Genomic DNA, 15,935 nt, shown 5'->3' with positions numbered 1-15,935 from the left:
AAACATATCGTTAAGTTATGAAGAAAGTTAAAAAATAAGCAGTAGTCCAATTGACTTTGCTTATTTTTTGTCGCGAAATGTTGCGTAAATTTCTGCAGCTTTAGGAGATACTAGTCCAATTTTAGGATGAACTTCAAAATCCAGTCTTTTTATAATTATTTTTTTGTAAGTACAATTTTTTCATATAGAGTAACTGTTAACAAATAATAGCCTAAATAGAGAACAATAAAAATAGTAAATGGAATCCAAATATTATGGTAAGGTGCCTTCAGCAACGATCGAAACAGTTGTAACCCACACAAAACATCGACTATACCTAAAATAGCAGGCATAGTAAACAAAGTACCAATTTCTTTTCTGATTGAACTACGCAATAATCGTGGCCTAGCACCAATTTCATGCAACATCTGGTAGCGAACCTTGTCACTGGCAGCACCACTCAAAACTTTAAACATCAAAGTAGAAGCCAGCATGGTCAAAAAAGCTAAGCCTAAGAAAAAGCCCATAAATTCAAACGCACTAGTAAAGCCGAGCACATTACTATAATAGTATGGCTTTGAATTAAGGTAAGTATCTTTGTAGTTACGATTTTCCCTCAATTGCTGCTTTTGAATTTGATTGATCACTGGAAAATCGTGGACAAAGTCCTTGACATTAATGTAGCTGACAAATTTTTTCTGACCACCAATAGTCTGCCACCTTTTTGGTGAAACTAGATGTATCTTCTTAGGAAGACCATTAGGCACCATCTGACTGAAAATACTGTTTTCCGTAGTTTGCGGTTTATCCAGTTTAGCAGTAGCCAGCGTTTTTACTTTATAAGTGGGGGAATTGTTTTGATTGTCATGAAAATAAACTGCTACTTCTTTCAGCGGCTGCTTGTTAAATTCCGCTTGGTTAAAGTAGAGATGCATCCCCTTTTCTTTGTAATGATATGTTTGCTTATTAGTAATAGTTAACTTGGCTTCTGCTTTTTTAACTACTGGCGTCTGACTGATAATTGTAGCATCATAATAAATGCCTTTTTGCGCTTCATCCTTCATGGAACCAAAATTAAGTCCCACGGTAATTGCACCAAGAGCCAAGGCAAAAAGGATTGAAATCGTAGTTAATACCTTGGTGTAACTTTGCAAACGAAATTTCAATTGACCCAGAGTAAATTCATTAATACCACGATATGAAAAAGATTTTTTATTAAGTAGAAAGTTAATAATAGCCGTGAAGACGCCATTAAAGACAAAGAAAGAACCAACAATAATTGTTACTAACGCGGTGGGAATAAGAAGATAAATATAGTTAGTAGGTAAAGTCATTACATAGTAACCGACAGCCAGCAAAAGCACACCGCAAACTGCTTCAATTCCCCGTAAAACTGGATGATGATTTAGATTAATTGGAGTTTGATCCTCATGTAACAGGTCGATTACAGGGGTACGAATAAGCTTGCGCATATTGCCCAGTGCACCCAAGAGAAAGATAATAACAAAGAAAATCAATGTTCCTATTATGGCACTCGGCAATATTGCCTTATAGTGAGTAATTTCCAGCCCTAACTTACCTACCAGCAATTTGGTAACTACTGTTGTCAGACCTAAACCCAATGTTATTCCCAACAACACAGCCAAGAAACCAGTTAACAGAGTTTCACAAAAAATGAGTAAGCCAATACGGGTGCTTTTGGCCCCAAGCATCATATACATACCATAATCATGTTTACGCATGCTCAGCAAAAATGAATTGGCATAAACAAGATAAACCGATGTAATGATCACAAGCAGAATAATACCAAAGGTAAAAATATAATTCAGGTATGCTTCTCTACCATAAACATCTTTACTAATAAACACTGGGTTAGTAGCAATTGATAAAAACATGTAGAAAATCATGCTGGCAACAATCAAGCCGGAAAACAATACCAGATAATCTTTTAGCCTATTCTTAATACCCGTCACGGACAGTTTCCAAATCATTACTGCTCCTTTTCTTTTACTAAAAACAAACTTGTATTAATTCCTGCGCCAATTTTATTCATGTGCGAGCACGATTTTTTCATATAATTTCACCGTTAATAAGTAATAAATGAGATAAAGAACGATAAAAATCGTAAAAGGAATCCACAAGTTCTGGTAGGGGTGTGGTAAGAGTAGTTTAAATAATCTTAAGCCAAAGAGAACATCGATCACGCCCAACACACCGGGCAAAAGAAACAGAACCCCTATCTCATTTCTAATGGATTGGCGCAATATTTTCACCCTTGTGCCAATTTCAAATAGCATTTGGTAACGCACCTTGTCACTAGCTGCTCCACTTAAAACCTTGAACATTAAGGTTGAAGCCAGCATGGTTAGGAAGGCAAAACCTAAAAAGAAGCCCATAAATTCAAAACCGCTGCTGAAATTCTTGATTAACTGGTAACTGCCAGCCTTACTGGAGGTATAAATATTCGCATAAGCGGGATTTTCTTTTAATTGCTGTTTTTGCAATTTCAAGATGGTAAAGTAATCTTGATCAAAGTTTTTCACATTTACGAAGCTGACAAACTTCTTTTGGCCCGATTTTGCCGCCCATTTTTCAGGTGAAACCAAGCGAATAATTTTAGCGATACCATTAGGAACCATAGCGCCAAAAGCGTTGTTAGCGTATGTTGCTGGCACATCTAATTTTTTAATAGGCAAGTCGATCGTCTTGTAGGCAGGCTGGCCATTTTTCATATAAAACTTAACGTTTTTAACTGGATTATTAGTAAATTCACTGCGATTAAAGTATAAATACTTGCCTTGTTCCTTATAATGAAAAGTTTGCTGACGGGTGATGGTCAGTTTATTTTCAGCCTGCGTTACTTTGGGTGAGTCACTGATAATAGTAGTGTCATAATAGAAATTGCCTTTAAGCTGCTCATTGAGGGTGCTGAAATTAAGTCCCACAGTGATAGCTCCAAGCGCCAAGGCAAAAAGCAGTGAAACCACGGTTAAAATCCGCGTATAATCATGCAGCCGAAACTTCAATTGGCCTAAGGTAAAAATCCGAATGCCATGATAAGAAAAGCTTCTGCGGTTAAGTAAGAACCCAATCAGCGCACTGAAAAAGGCATTAAATGTGAAATATGAGCCGGCAACTATCGTTACCAGTGCTGCTGGAATAATGAATAAAATAGCGCCACCGGGAAGACCCAAAATAAAGTAGCCTGCAGCTAAAAGCACTAGTCCCAGCGTTCCTTGAATCCAGTGCAAGACTGGCTGACGCTTGTATGCGACCGGCTTTTGATCATCGCGCAATAGTTCAATTACCGGTGTTCTAGTTAATTTGCGGACATTTTTTAAAGCGCCAAATAAGAAAATCAAAATGAAGAAAATGATTGTCCAGATAACAGCATTAGGCAAAACAACAGCAAAATGCTTCACGGTCAAATCCAAGCGCGAAATCAGGAGCTGAGATACAATGGCAGTCAGACCAAAGCCTAGCAAAATACCCACTATTGTGGCCAAAATACCAGTTATCAGAGTTTCCAAAAAAATTAGTGCACCGATTTTAGTGCTTTTAGCTCCCAGCATCATGTACATGCCATAATCGTGTTTGCGCATGCTCAATAAAAAAGAATTAGCATAAACCAGATAAATAGCAGTAATAATTACCAGCAAGACAATACCAAAGCCAAAGGTGAACCGAACATAATTACTTGGTGCTGCAATATCATTTTTAATAAAAGTGGGATTAATAGTGATTGTGAGGAACATGTAAAAAATCATGCTGGCAACAACCAAGCCGGAAAACAAAACCGCGTAATCTTTAAAACGACTTTTGATTCCAGTTAAGGACAACTTCCAAATCATTTTTGTTCTCCTTATTCATCAGTGTCTAAGTGATCAATTAGTAGATGGTAAAATTCTTGTCTGGACTGCCCCTTTTTTAACATTTGCTCGCCAATCTTGCCATCTTTAATAAATAAAATGCGACTGGCAAAGCTGGCAGCAAACGGGTCATGGGTAACCATGAGAGTAGTAATATCATCGTTTTGATTCAAATCTGCCATAGTAAAGAGCAATTCACGGGCACTTTTAGAATCCAAGGCCCCCGTCGGCTCGTCTGCAAGTAGGATTGCCGGTTCATGCACTAAGGCCCTAGCTGCTGCTACCCTTTGCTTTTGCCCACCGGATACCTCAGCAGGATACTTGGGCAATATCTCTTTAATCCCTAACCTAGTTGCAATTTTATCAACTAAGGGATCGATTTTCCTGGGAGAGATGCCCCTTAAACTTAAAGGCAAGGCAATGTTTTCACGATTAGTTAAATTCTCCAAGAGATTAAAATCCTGAAAAATAAAGCCAATTTGCTTACTTCTAAAATCCGCCAACTGATTAGCATTTAAAGTACTGTTGTCTTGGTGATTAATAAAAACATTACCAGTTGTTGGCTTGTCTAAAGTTGACAAAATATTAAGCAAAGTTGTTTTACCAGAACCCGAAGCTCCCATAATGGCTACAAATTCACCCGAATTAACTGCAAAATTAACTCCCTTTAAAGCCTGGTATTGCTTTTCGCCCCGCTTGCCGTATGTTTTAGTAACTTGATCTACTCGTAAAATTTCAGTCATTTGTAAAGTCCTCGTTGTAATACTTCTGTACTATTTATCTAATACACTAATGAAAGAAAACAAGAATGTCAATAAAAAAATAAGCCTTTCAGAAATTGAAAGACTTATATCAATGTTATTTTCCTAATAATAGTGGCTAGCATAAAATGTTAACTTTTTATTAAAAATATCATTTTTAACCCAATCTACGTAAAACTTTGTCGAGTGGAGTAACAATAATTGGTGTCACAATAGCTGTAAATACTGCTTCCACAAGTCCATTCAAGCCGAGAGCAACTATTAAAGCTGTAATTAAAGGTGTGCCTTGACTAAAACTGCCTAAATGTCCTAGTAATTTAGCGGAATTACCCATGAAAACCAGACTGGTTAATAGTATTACAAAAGCAGTGTTAGTTAAAGAAGTCACTGCGCCTGCAATCGTGTAGCTTATTTCTTTAACACTGCTTTTCTTTTTAGCCGTGAATTTTCCAATCATTCCTGGGAAAAAGCCTGCTAGGACGCTGGGAACTACGGCAATTAGAAAGTTCTGGAAAAGCATCAGGCTGACAATATCGCCAGGCTGAGTATATGCCTGCACCATGCGGGCAATGCCCCAGAAAATGCCAAAGAAAGTCCCAGCAATTGGCCCCATAAGCAAAGAATAAACGGCAACAGTCAACGGAATAGTCGTTACAGCAGGTAAAGTTGGTAGTATGCGAATGTAACCAATATTGGGTATGAGAGTTTGCAATAAAAAGATTGCGACAAATATAGCAGTAATAGCCAGGTTTTTTGTTTCTTTTCTGTGCATTTTCATCCTCCTTAAAAAAACACCTTGCTATTATATTGCTTGATCTTATTAGTCGCAAATAATTTCTCCGTTATGGATTAGTTTTAATAATATTTAACGCTCTAAAACCATAAGAATTTCTATTCTAAAACTGATCCATATTCAAAGAAATGCTTAAAGTTTTCGGCTTCAGTGAGCAGTTTCTCTCGGTTATCTACCTGTGAGAGCTTATAACCGACAAAATACGGTGATGCCGTATAACGCAAGATCAATTTAGCACAAATACCCTGATCAAAGCGTGGATAGAAAAACAAGTTATAGGAGTTATTACGACCCTTTGACAAAACTTTTAGCATGTATTTTGCTCCGCTTTGAATCCAGTCCGACCAGTCATCAATATTGTTTTCATCAAGAAGATTAAAATTAAGTTCAATGTAGCCCTGAATCGGATGTGTGCTTACGTTGACTTCAACTCCATCTTTATTGAAAAGACTTATGCCTTCAAAATTATTGGGTTGAATGTACTTATAACCATCCATCTTTTCCAGACCGACTATTTGCATGTGGGGATGTGCAAGAGATCCACCAGAATTTTCGCCATAATTTTTATACCATAAAACCGATCTGAACTTGTGTGAATTGTTCATCTGTTTAAAGCATGATAATGAAAAACGCATCAAAGAACGATTGTAATCAAGTGAATAAGTGGTAATATCTCCTTGATGCTTATTGGACTCAATCAAAACAGTCTGAACCGTATCACGTAACGTATGGTATTTATTATCAAGCCAAATCATCCCACCCTGCTTTTTTAAGATATGAGTCAATCCCGCCACATCACAAAAGGGACAGCCAGAATTATTTTTAACTTTACGATAAGAATTAGGCTTTTCTTTAGCTATGTTAACATCAAACACTAATGGGTCATTTTCCATTGAGCAATCCCTCCCAAAAACATTCTTAAATCTTGCATTTTACTAGAGCCACAATAGATGGTAAACTGTAACCGCAATTATTTTTTTGAAAATCCCAACGGTGGTAGAACTTATGCAATCAAAAAGAAATTTAAAAAAATACAATAACCGCAATAACTTGCTTCTGATTATTATCGGAATAGTTCTGATTTTAGCAGTTGTATTTGGCGTGGTGTTTTATAACAATCACGTCGAAGCGCAAAAGCAGGCTAAAGCATTCGCTACAAATCATTTTAACCCTAATGTTAACATTTATGGCGTAGAAGTTGGAAACTTAACAATTAATAAAGCAACTGCCAAAATCAATCGGAAAGCGAACAACATTGTCTCACTGGAAAATGGTAAAGTTGCACTTGAATATGATCCTAGTTGCAACACCATTAAGAAACAGGAAGTTGCCGCTTATTTTAAAAAGCAACATACAACTATGCCCAATAAGCAAAGCTACGAATACCGCAACACTGATCTAGATGCTGCTAACAAAAAAATGCAGACGATGAGTCACGCCGTAGTTAATTACCATGTCGCAGGCAAAGTTTATAAACTCAAAACACAAAAATTAATTAACCAGGCAGTTTATAGAAAAGGCAAGTACACTTTTCTTAACAGCGAAAATTTAGCGGCAAAGCTTAATAAAATTGACCAGGATGTTTCAACAATTCATCAAAGCTATAGTTTTGCGGTGCCAAAGGGTAATAAAGTTGCAGGAAAGAAAATTACTATTAAAAACCAAAGCTATGGCTGGGGCGTACACGTCAAAAGGGCACAAACAGCTGTTGAACAGGCATTTTTGAATGGAACTAAAAATCTGGACGGCAAAAATTATATCTATGGTCTTGGCTACAGCACTTATGGTTTAGGCTATGGTAAAAATAATCATGGCATAGGCAATGACTATATTGTAGTTTCTCTGCAGAGGCAGGAAATGTGGATTGTGCGCAAAGGCAAGGTGGTTGTTCACCTTAACGATGTTGTTACCGGAACAAAGGACGGTAATAAAAATAACCGTACCCCTCAAGGAGTCTGGTATATTCATTATAAGCAACGCCATGCGGTATTGCGTGGACGCAACAATGATGGTTCTAAATATGCTTCACCTGTCAGATACTGGATGCCGTTTACCTTGACTGGTTGCGGTTTTCACGATGCTGGCTGGCGCGGTGACTGGAGTAAAAAAGCCTATTTAAGAGGCGGTTCACACGGCTGCGTTAATATTAAGCCCCAGGAAATTAAGCAGGTCTGGCACAATGTAAGCAAACATGAGCCGGTTATTGTATATGACTAAAATTTAATCAAGTAAGTCAAATAGTATGCTAAAAGACTAACTTTGAAGTGAAAGTTAGTCTTTTTTCTGTAAAAAGATTTAATGCTCACAAAAAAAAGACTAGCAATAACTGCAGTTAAAGCTAATCTTTTTAGTAATGATATTTTTAGTGCAAGCACATTAATGCAATTTTGGCCAATATTGTTTATTAGCCTCATATAACTCATCCAAAACCTTTTTACCTACATGGTAATCTGGAATGGTCTTATTGAGGACAACTGCTTCCAAAGCAACTTGATATGAGCCAGATAGCGCTGCATCCACAGTTCGTTTCTCGTAAGCTTTTTGCAATTCCATTAGTCCTTTATGGAAAGTTGGGATCTTACCAATACTAATGGTTTCTGCACCCATACTGCCAATGTATGCTGGCACTTCTACTACGGCATCAGTATCAAAATTAGATATTGCGCCATTGTTCTTTTGGTTAACGGTGAAACGTTCGTGGGTATTATGAATAATTGCGTTGGCAATATCAACAATGTAGTTGCCGTGAACGCCGGAGTTAAGTGAAGAACCTTTAGCTGTGCCGGCTTTTAAAACCCGCCGACATTCTGTGAAGATTCTCTTTTCACGTCCCTGCATTACCCAGTCACCACGTGTGAAGTTAACATCCGATTCAGCCATCATTACATCAGGCATCAGGTAATACTGCAGGTAGCAGTTAGGGAAATATTCAGGAAAACGCTTGAAAATAGTAATCATGCGCTTGTATGTATCAATCCAGTACTGGTCATCAAGAGTTTCGTCATTCCATTGAGCAAGGGTATCAATCTTGCCAGACTGAACGTCCTCACGCAGTTGTGGCAATAGATCCTTACCGGTCTCATCAATCATTGATGTCCACCAGCCGAAATGGTTCATGCCAAAGTATTTGAAGGTAATATCTTTCAAATCTTTATGGAAGTATTGTGCAATTGCGCCTTCAATTGAAATTGGCATATCACAGATACAAATTACCTTTGCTTCAGGAAATTCGCGGTAAATTGCCTCTGACAAAATTGCTTCTGGGTTAGTGTAATTTAAAATCCACGCATTTGGACAAATCTGCTTAACCTTCTTAATGATAGCGATAATATCCGGTATTACCCTCATTGCAAAGGAAAAGCCGCCAAGTCCACAAGTTTCCTGACCAATAACGCCATTGCGAATACAAATTTTTTCGTCTATTGCCCGTTGTTTATTTAGACCTGGACGAATTTGCATGAATAAAAAGTTTGCATCTTGTAGAGCTTCTTCCAGGTTAGTCGTGTAAGAAACATGAACCGGTGAACCTGTTTCTTTGTAATACATTTTGGTGTACTGTCCTAAAAGAGATACCCTTTCCTCATCAATATCATAAAGAACTAGCTGGTTCATATCTAAGTCAGCAGATCGTTGACGTAAAACCTCCAAGATACTTGGTGATTGGGTTGATCCACCACCAATGATTACAAATTTATTTGCCATTTCAATAATCCTCCTAAATTACTTTCCACTTTGTGATGGGTGTTTTTTCAGATAATCAAGATATTCATCAACTTTATCATGAATACTTTCTACATCAACTCCAAATACTATTTGGATATTATTACCATCTTGCATTACACCTTTAGTACCTGTCTTGTGTTTTAACAGATCCATATCTAATTTGTTTGTGTCTTTAACGTCAACGCGAAGTCGAGTATAGCAATTAATCATTTCATCGATGTTTTCCGGACCACCTAGACCAGCTACAATATTTTTAGTTTGATTATCAAATTTTGCAGTGTCTGCAGTTTCTGCTCCACTGTCACTTTGAGCAAGTTCTTCTTCTGCCTGCTCAACAGATTCATCTTCACTTTCTGCACCATTAAGGAGCGTCTCGTCAGCGTTAGCACGTCCAATAGTTGGAATATTGAAACGTTTGATCATAAAGACGAAGACAAAATATTCAAGTAAACCTGTGACGACAAACATTATTGGTATGAGATACTGGTGTCCCAGCCTTGCCGGAAAGGCAAAACTGTTAATAATCATATTAATACCGGTATCAAACTGAATATCAATGCCGACTATATTAGTTAAAAATAGACTAATTCCGTAAACTACTGAATGAGCTAGCCATAGTAATGGTGATAAGAACAGGAACATAAATTCCAAAGGCTCAGTAACACCTGCTAAGAAGGCTGTAGTAACAGTTGGAATTAAAATAGCCGCAACTTTTTGCCTATTCTTTGGTTCTGCCATTTTCCAGAAAGCAAAAGCAATACCAATAGGTAACGAAATTGAACCAAAGTTGGACAGATAACCAATAGATTGGTGCATTGCAGTAATATGACTAGGGTTGCCCAATTCAGCTAACCAAATGTTAAACGCACCAGTGTACAGCTTGCCGGCAATCCTGGCAGTACCGCCTAAAGGAGTGTAGAACAAAGGCATCCATAAGAAGTGGTGCAGTCCAACTGGTAAAAGCATACGGTTCAAGAATCCATAGAGGAAGAATCCAATGGAACCCGTAGTTGACATTACTTTAACAATGTTTTCAATAACCCAGTTGACTGCTGGCCAAACATAAGTAATAGCAATTGCGAACAGAATTGTGACAAATACTAAAATAATGTAAACAGATTTTGTTCCTGCATAAGGTGATAAATATTTATGGAGCTTAATATTCCCCCATTTATTTACCATCCAGCCCACTAGGATTCCTAAAATAATTCCGAGAAAAACTCCCATATCAGTGACTTGGATACCGAAAACCATGTTTTGACCAGTACCAAATAGTCCTTGAGAATTTGGCTTTGCCAAACGATGGGTTAATTGCAGCCATGAATTGTTAGCGAACAAAAAGATTAAATAAGTAACGATACCTAAAATTGCGGCATCAGTTTTATATTTAGGTTTAGCCAAAGCTGTAGCGATACCTACACAGAAAATACAACTTAATTGCCCAATCATACCACTTGACAGGATATTGTAAATAAAATTACCAGTATCTTTCAAAATGGTCGGCATTAAGTCTAGCTTCAAAATGGCACAGACTGATAAGATAATACCAGTTACGGCCATAAACATAACCGGTTGAATTATTGCCCGTGAAAAAACATTCGCGGACTTCATAAACTTGCCCTTCATAATTTTGCCTCCTTACATTACATTTTTTTATTTAAGAATTAGGATATGGAATCACTTCTACCTGATTTTCCTGCAGCTTCTTTTTAAAAGCCGAATCACAGAGGATTGTTACTTCTTTGATTCGAGGCACATTAAATGAAGAATTAAAGTAAAGTGTTTCATCTACAAATGCAGGATGAACCATAAACTCAGTTATTTGGTTATCCTGCAGACGGTCAAGAACAGCTTGTATTTCTGTTAAACATTGTTCTTGATCCGCATAATAAGATTTATCCAAACTGCGAATATGCGGGTAATTCATCAGATCATCAAAACCGGCAATTCCTCTTTGATAAGACAACTTAACTTGATTTTCGATACCGTAGCAATTTCTAACCGGTAACTGATACTTATCAGAAATACGCTGAGTAAGAGCTAAGTTCTCAGAAAAAGAATGAACATGATGATGACTATCTAAATGAGTTAGCTTCATTCCTTTACTTATCAGGAAATCAACTTGTGCGCACCACTCACGGTAAATTTCTTCCGGGTCCATTTCACTGCGGTGTTTTTTATAACCAGCTAAATGGTAGAATTCACCATTAGTATCAACCAGCGTTTTGGCATCCGTCATTGGTTTACCAGTCGTAATGTTAAGGTGACAACCAACTCCTAAGTCTTTGTTTTCATTTGCTAAATTGATTGCCTCTAAACAACCTGGCATATTTGCCATAAGCGTTGTAGAAGAAACCATCCCATCTTTATACGCTTTAATAACTCCGCGATTTACGGCCAGTGAATAGCCAAAATCATCGGCATTAATAACAACTTGCTTCATTCACACACACCTTTCAAATCATTTAAAACGCTTTCTTTAAACAAAGTTAATATAGTATAATGAAAGAGCAATAACAACAAAACACACAAATTATGGTGTGATTTTCAAAATAGGAAAATATTTTCAAAATAGCAAGGTAGTGTGTTAAATGACAAAAATCTTTCAAGTTGACCGTTTGTTCCCTAATAATCATTTGCGTCATCAAGATATTAAAGTGATTGAGTCGATTATTGACTCCATCATCACCAACGATAGCTTAGACATTCGCTACATAGCTAAGAAAAATTATCTGTCAACTGCTTCAATCAGCAGGCTAGTAAAGAGGGCAGGTTTTGCTAACTTTAAAGAATTTATCTTTTTCCTTTCTTCCCGTTACAAAACTCAACCGCTAAGGACCTTTGCCAACCTGCCATTTGTCCACTGTAATTTAAACGCTGAGGTAGTTGCTGATTTCTTCAATAAAATTAAGCTGGAAAAAAGAACTTATTTATTTGGTGAGGGCTTTTGCAAAATTCTAGTAAATTACACTTATCGCAAATTATTGCTTAAAAAAATTTATGGTGTAGACTTGGATGGCGTTGAAATCTCAATTGCATCTGATCAATCGCCTCATACTTTGATTACATTCTCACAATCTGGAGAAAATAAAAATGGTTTGATCAAAATTGCAGGTTGTAAGAAAGATGGCGGCGATATTATTACGATCACTGCTACACCACACAGCACTTATGCCAACATTGGTGATTTAGCTTTTGTCGTAGAAAGTGGCAGCGGTGTGCCCGATCCTGAGAACACCAGTCTAAACTATTTTTATGGTAATACTATTAATTTAATTGAAAATATTGTTAGTCAGTATTTATAATTAATTACAAAAAATAATAAATTTATGTATGATATTTATTTTTGCTTTTAGTATCAATGACTTTAACTTAGTTTTCTTAGAATTAAGCTAATTTTTCACAAAGATCAATAATAATTCGACTGGTAAAGAATATAGTTGGTATAAACAATTAGTCGTAAAAAAATGCTCCAATAATTAGATTACCTATCCAACTATTCTGGAGCACTTCACTTACTCTAAATTGAGAGCGCCATATTGTAAAGTCTTACTTTTATGAAATTTACATATTAATACAAGCATAAAAAAGCTGGTAAATTATGTTTTTAAACATTCATTTACCAGCTTCTTTTTTAACACTTATTAATATGATATTAAATATTAAACAATTTTACTTATAAAGTTTCCTTAACAGCTTGATTGACAGCATCCTTTTCAGCATTAATCAAGTCAACCTTGGACTCAATGTTCTTAGTATCCATTCTGATTTCACGCCCAAGACCCGGCTGATCAACCTTTGGTTCAAAGAATTCTTTGAATTCTTCCAGTCTCTTTTCAGTATGGAAAATGTTTGAAGCCACAGTAATATAAGTGGTAAATTCCATATCACCACCGACTGTTTTTTCCAGCCATGACCATTGATCTCGCAGCCAATCCCAAGCAAATTGTTCGCCTTTTGGATTGGCCAAGACATTCGCAAACCAAGAACGCAAATCTTGAGGCTTAACGACTGCAGCATTTTCAAAATTCTCAATAAGTTCCTTGATTTCAGCGGGATCTTTAGTGCTAGTAATACCATCAGTAAGATCGTCCTTATAGTTAGGATCGATGGCAGCTTGATATTCTTTAAGCAAACGGTCAACTAAGCCTGACTCATTATAATTCTTAACTTCATTCATTAAAACATATGGTCGAACTGAAGCATCAATTTCGTTTAAGTTTTGCTTGTGTTCAGTAAAAATTTGGTGACCATCTTTTATCACAGCAGAGTTGTCGGCATACAATGACAAAGCTATTTCTAATGGACGAATTCTCTTGTCATCGTCTGTATCGGAAGCTTGTGCCTGCCAGCCCAACCGTTCGACTTGCTTTTGGGTCAATTTATTAACGAATGCCTTAAAATCTTTTTCTGCAGGTGAATTCGGAGTAACAAATTTACGCAATGAACGAACACTGGAAGATAACGCACTAATGACAATATATGACTTAGAATGCGCAAATTTTGGCAGTAACGGGACAATCTCAGCGTATGAAATTTGTTTACTTTCTGCTAAAAGTCCCAAGTCTTGCAGTAATTGTAATTGATCAACCGGCTTCAACTTAGTAAATTCAGCCATAATATCATTCATTAAGGTTTCATCATAATTAACAATGAAGTGCGAACTATTGCCTACATTTACACGTAAAGCGTGACCGGCAGCACTGCGCAACTCTTGATAATCTCCTAGATCCAGTTCTCTTTCAGACATAATTTGTGGTGCCTTAAAGTTTGCATTCAATGGAATAGCCCACTTACGTCCAACATCTTTGCCTTCACCAATGAAGAATTGCTTTTGGCTCAAAATCAAGTGACCAGCTGAGTTTACTTTGGCGGAAACTACTGGGTAACCCGGTTGATCAAGCCAAGTATGCATGATCTTGCCAATATCTAAATCAGTAGCAGTTGAAAGGGCGTTCCATAAATCATCACCGGTGGCGTTGCCATAATGGTGTTGCTCAAAGTAATACTTAAGTCCCTTACGCAAAGCATCATCTCCTAAGAGTGCCCGTACCATAACCAGCATCCTTGAACCTTTAGCGTAAACAATTGCACTATCAAAAATTGAATCAATATCAGCTGGATGTTCCACATCAACGTGAACGGATTGGACACCATCAGTGGCATCTCGTTTTAAAGCTGCTGGTACTTCCGAAATTTGGTAAAGATTATCCCAAACATGCCAGTTTGGCTCTAAAGCATCAACTGAAACATATTCCATCATGTTGGCAAAACTTTCATTGAGCCACAAATCGTCCCACCACTTCATAGTAACTAAATCGCCAAACCATTGGTGCGCTAATTCATGAGTGATAACAGTTGCCACATAAGCTTTTTGGTACGGAGTTGCATTATCAGGATCAAGCAAAATTGCGACTTCACGGTATGTGACTAGTCCCCAGTTTTCCATTGCTCCGGCAGAAAAGTCAGGCAGCGCTAATTGCCAAGAATGTGGTAGCGGGTACTTGGTTTGGTAAAATTCTTCGTAAAATTCAATTGCCCGTTTTGCGATATCCAAAGCAAAGTCTAATTCCTTAGCTTGATGTGCTTTAGTCGCAAAAACTCCAACTTTAACGCCATCTTTGGTTTCAGTAATCTTTGATTGTAATTCACCAAAGGCAAAGGCAATCAGGTAACTGGACATTCTAACGGTTTGAGCAAAATAGTGCACGCCATCTTCGACTTTAACTTCCGGCATATTGGCAATTGTAGTTTCACCTTCATGCTCATCATACTTAAGTGCTAAAGAAAAAGTAGCTTTGGCTTCTGGCTCATCAACACATGGGAAGGCCTGACGTGCAGCTGTAGTTTCAAATTGAGTACCGATAATCTGTTTTTGCACACCATCAACTTGATAATATGAAGGATAGATCCCCATCATAGAATCGGTCAGCGGTGCAGAATACTTAATCTCAACCTTTACCTTGCCAGTTTGGCCCAGTTCGATTTCAATTGCTTCTTTTTCGTCATTGACAGTGAACGGTACTTTTTTGCCTTCACTTGTTACTGAAGCAATCTTCATATATTTCTGATTAATAAAAATAGTATCCTCAATTGCTTCACCGGTAATTGTCGAAGTACCATTAATACTTTTCTGCTCCCGATTGATGTCTATAAATAAATCATAGTGTTCTGGATGAAAAGTTTCATAAAAATGTTTAACAGCCATATTTACCTCCTAAAATACTAATTACTACCAATTTTAACAGACATAAATAATAATGACATTAAAACATTCATGTAAGTAATAATTGGCTTTATCAAAATAAATTTTTTCAAAACTAGTAGAATTATTAAATTTTTCAAAAATTTTGTAAGAGTTGCGTGTTATTTCTGTAACAACAATGACACATTGACTGTGTACTATTATCCATAGAATTAATACAGTTAATTGTGGGGATTGAATATATTGAAGAAAAGTAAAAGTTTAATACTTAAGTTAATTACAGCACTGGCGCTATCATTTAGTTTCGTCACTGCTTTGGAAACTACTAATAATTCATGTACGCAAACAGTACAGGCTGCCAAGATGTCAAAAGCAGAACGTGCAGCCAAGAGATGGATTGCAATGCGTGAATCGGGTGGTAATTATTACGCACGTAATGGTGTTTGTTATGGCAAATATCAATTAAACATTGCTTACTTAAAAGGTGATTATTCTAAAAAGAATCAAGAAAGAACCGCTGACAGATATGTTTACGGTCGTTATGGTTCATGGGTTAACGCTAAGAACTTTTGGTTAGCCCACCACTGGTATTAATAAGTATCTCT

General features: G+C 37.0%; 12 protein-coding genes. 3 read left to right on the top strand and 9 right to left on the bottom strand.

The window, feature by feature from the left end:
* Positions 1-155: 155 nt before the first annotated feature.
* The 5 genes from AAA915_RS03980 to AAA915_RS03960 form a co-directional block, all read right to left on the bottom strand.
* The gene (locus tag AAA915_RS03980; RefSeq protein ID WP_338200043.1) at positions 156-1,970 is read right to left on the bottom strand and encodes an FtsX-like permease family protein; all 1,815 of its coding nucleotides are present in this window, start codon (positions 1,968-1,970) and stop codon (positions 156-158) included.
* Positions 1,971-2,024: 54 nt separating this feature from the next.
* Entirely contained in the window at positions 2,025-3,830 is a 1,806-nt protein-coding gene (locus AAA915_RS03975; RefSeq protein WP_338200041.1) for an FtsX-like permease family protein, read from the bottom strand.
* A gap of 11 nt (positions 3,831-3,841) precedes the next feature.
* Entirely contained in the window at positions 3,842-4,591 is a 750-nt protein-coding gene (locus tag AAA915_RS03970) for an ABC transporter ATP-binding protein (RefSeq protein ID WP_174794813.1), read from the bottom strand.
* Between the two features lie 175 nt (positions 4,592-4,766).
* Positions 4,767-5,381 (bottom strand): ECF transporter S component, encoded by a 615-nt coding sequence (locus AAA915_RS03965; protein ID WP_174794812.1) that lies wholly within the window; start codon positions 5,379-5,381, stop codon positions 4,767-4,769.
* Between the two features lie 119 nt (positions 5,382-5,500).
* The gene (locus AAA915_RS03960) at positions 5,501-6,295 is read right to left on the bottom strand and encodes a DUF4931 domain-containing protein (protein WP_338200037.1); all 795 of its coding nucleotides are present in this window, start codon (positions 6,293-6,295) and stop codon (positions 5,501-5,503) included.
* 112 nt (positions 6,296-6,407) lie between these two features.
* On the opposite strand from AAA915_RS03960, the gene AAA915_RS03955 reads away from it, so the two are divergent.
* Positions 6,408-7,619 (top strand): L,D-transpeptidase family protein, encoded by a 1,212-nt coding sequence (locus AAA915_RS03955; protein WP_338200035.1) that lies wholly within the window; start codon positions 6,408-6,410, stop codon positions 7,617-7,619.
* 159 nt (positions 7,620-7,778) lie between these two features.
* Here the strand turns inward: AAA915_RS03955 and AAA915_RS03950 are convergent, their stop codons facing one another.
* From AAA915_RS03950 to AAA915_RS03940, 3 genes are read right to left on the bottom strand one after another with little or no spacing between them, the layout of a single operon-like run.
* Entirely contained in the window at positions 7,779-9,104 is a 1,326-nt protein-coding gene (locus tag AAA915_RS03950) for a family 4 glycosyl hydrolase (protein WP_338200033.1), read from the bottom strand.
* Positions 9,105-9,122: 18 nt separating this feature from the next.
* Positions 9,123-10,751, bottom strand: coding sequence for a PTS transporter subunit EIIC (locus tag AAA915_RS03945; RefSeq protein ID WP_338200031.1), 1,629 nt, complete (start codon positions 10,749-10,751; stop codon positions 9,123-9,125).
* 31 nt (positions 10,752-10,782) lie between these two features.
* The gene (locus AAA915_RS03940; protein WP_294830697.1) at positions 10,783-11,568 is read right to left on the bottom strand and encodes a carbohydrate deacetylase; all 786 of its coding nucleotides are present in this window, start codon (positions 11,566-11,568) and stop codon (positions 10,783-10,785) included.
* Positions 11,569-11,716: 148 nt separating this feature from the next.
* On the opposite strand from AAA915_RS03940, the gene AAA915_RS03935 reads away from it, so the two are divergent.
* Positions 11,717-12,430: a MurR/RpiR family transcriptional regulator gene (locus tag AAA915_RS03935; RefSeq protein WP_110445491.1), complete on the top strand. Its 714-nt coding sequence runs from the start codon at positions 11,717-11,719 to the stop codon at positions 12,428-12,430.
* Positions 12,431-12,801: 371 nt separating this feature from the next.
* Here AAA915_RS03935 and AAA915_RS03930 read toward each other — a convergent pair whose 3' ends face one another.
* Positions 12,802-15,333, bottom strand: a complete 2,532-nt coding sequence (locus AAA915_RS03930; RefSeq protein WP_338200028.1) for a M1 family metallopeptidase — start codon at positions 15,331-15,333, stop codon at positions 12,802-12,804.
* Positions 15,334-15,570: 237 nt separating this feature from the next.
* Here AAA915_RS03930 and AAA915_RS03925 point away from each other — a divergent pair, with 237 nt between their 5' ends.
* Complete coding sequence (locus AAA915_RS03925) at positions 15,571-15,924, top strand: aggregation-promoting factor C-terminal-like domain-containing protein (protein WP_294919815.1); 354 nt, start codon at positions 15,571-15,573, stop codon at positions 15,922-15,924.
* Positions 15,925-15,935: the final 11 nt, after the last annotated feature.

Source organism: Lactobacillus rizhaonensis, assembly GCF_036246345.1.
Lineage (GTDB): Bacteria > Bacillota > Bacilli > Lactobacillales > Lactobacillaceae > Lactobacillus > Lactobacillus rizhaonensis.
This window is presented reverse-complemented; position numbering and strand designations above follow the sequence as displayed.

What these genes read in the sequence shown, in the direction of transcription:
- AAA915_RS03980 (WP_338200043.1), bottom strand. Translation starts at nt 1,970, where the DNA reads ATGATTTGGAAACTGTCCGTGACGGGTATTAAGAATAGGCTAAAAGAT.
- AAA915_RS03975 (WP_338200041.1), bottom strand. Translation starts at nt 3,830, where the DNA reads ATGATTTGGAAGTTGTCCTTAACTGGAATCAAAAGTCGTTTTAAAGAT.
- AAA915_RS03970 (WP_174794813.1), bottom strand. Translation starts at nt 4,591, where the DNA reads ATGACTGAAATTTTACGAGTAGATCAAGTTACTAAAACATACGGCAAG.
- AAA915_RS03965 (WP_174794812.1), bottom strand. Translation starts at nt 5,381, where the DNA reads ATGCACAGAAAAGAAACAAAAAACCTGGCTATTACTGCTATATTTGTC.
- AAA915_RS03960 (WP_338200037.1), bottom strand. Translation starts at nt 6,295, where the DNA reads ATGGAAAATGACCCATTAGTGTTTGATGTTAACATAGCTAAAGAAAAG.
- AAA915_RS03955 (WP_338200035.1), top strand. Translation starts at nt 6,408, where the DNA reads ATGCAATCAAAAAGAAATTTAAAAAAATACAATAACCGCAATAACTTG.
- AAA915_RS03950 (WP_338200033.1), bottom strand. Translation starts at nt 9,104, where the DNA reads ATGGCAAATAAATTTGTAATCATTGGTGGTGGATCAACCCAATCACCA.
- AAA915_RS03945 (WP_338200031.1), bottom strand. Translation starts at nt 10,751, where the DNA reads ATGAAGGGCAAGTTTATGAAGTCCGCGAATGTTTTTTCACGGGCAATA.
- AAA915_RS03940 (WP_294830697.1), bottom strand. Translation starts at nt 11,568, where the DNA reads ATGAAGCAAGTTGTTATTAATGCCGATGATTTTGGCTATTCACTGGCC.
- AAA915_RS03935 (WP_110445491.1), top strand. Translation starts at nt 11,717, where the DNA reads ATGACAAAAATCTTTCAAGTTGACCGTTTGTTCCCTAATAATCATTTG.
- AAA915_RS03930 (WP_338200028.1), bottom strand. Translation starts at nt 15,333, where the DNA reads ATGGCTGTTAAACATTTTTATGAAACTTTTCATCCAGAACACTATGAT.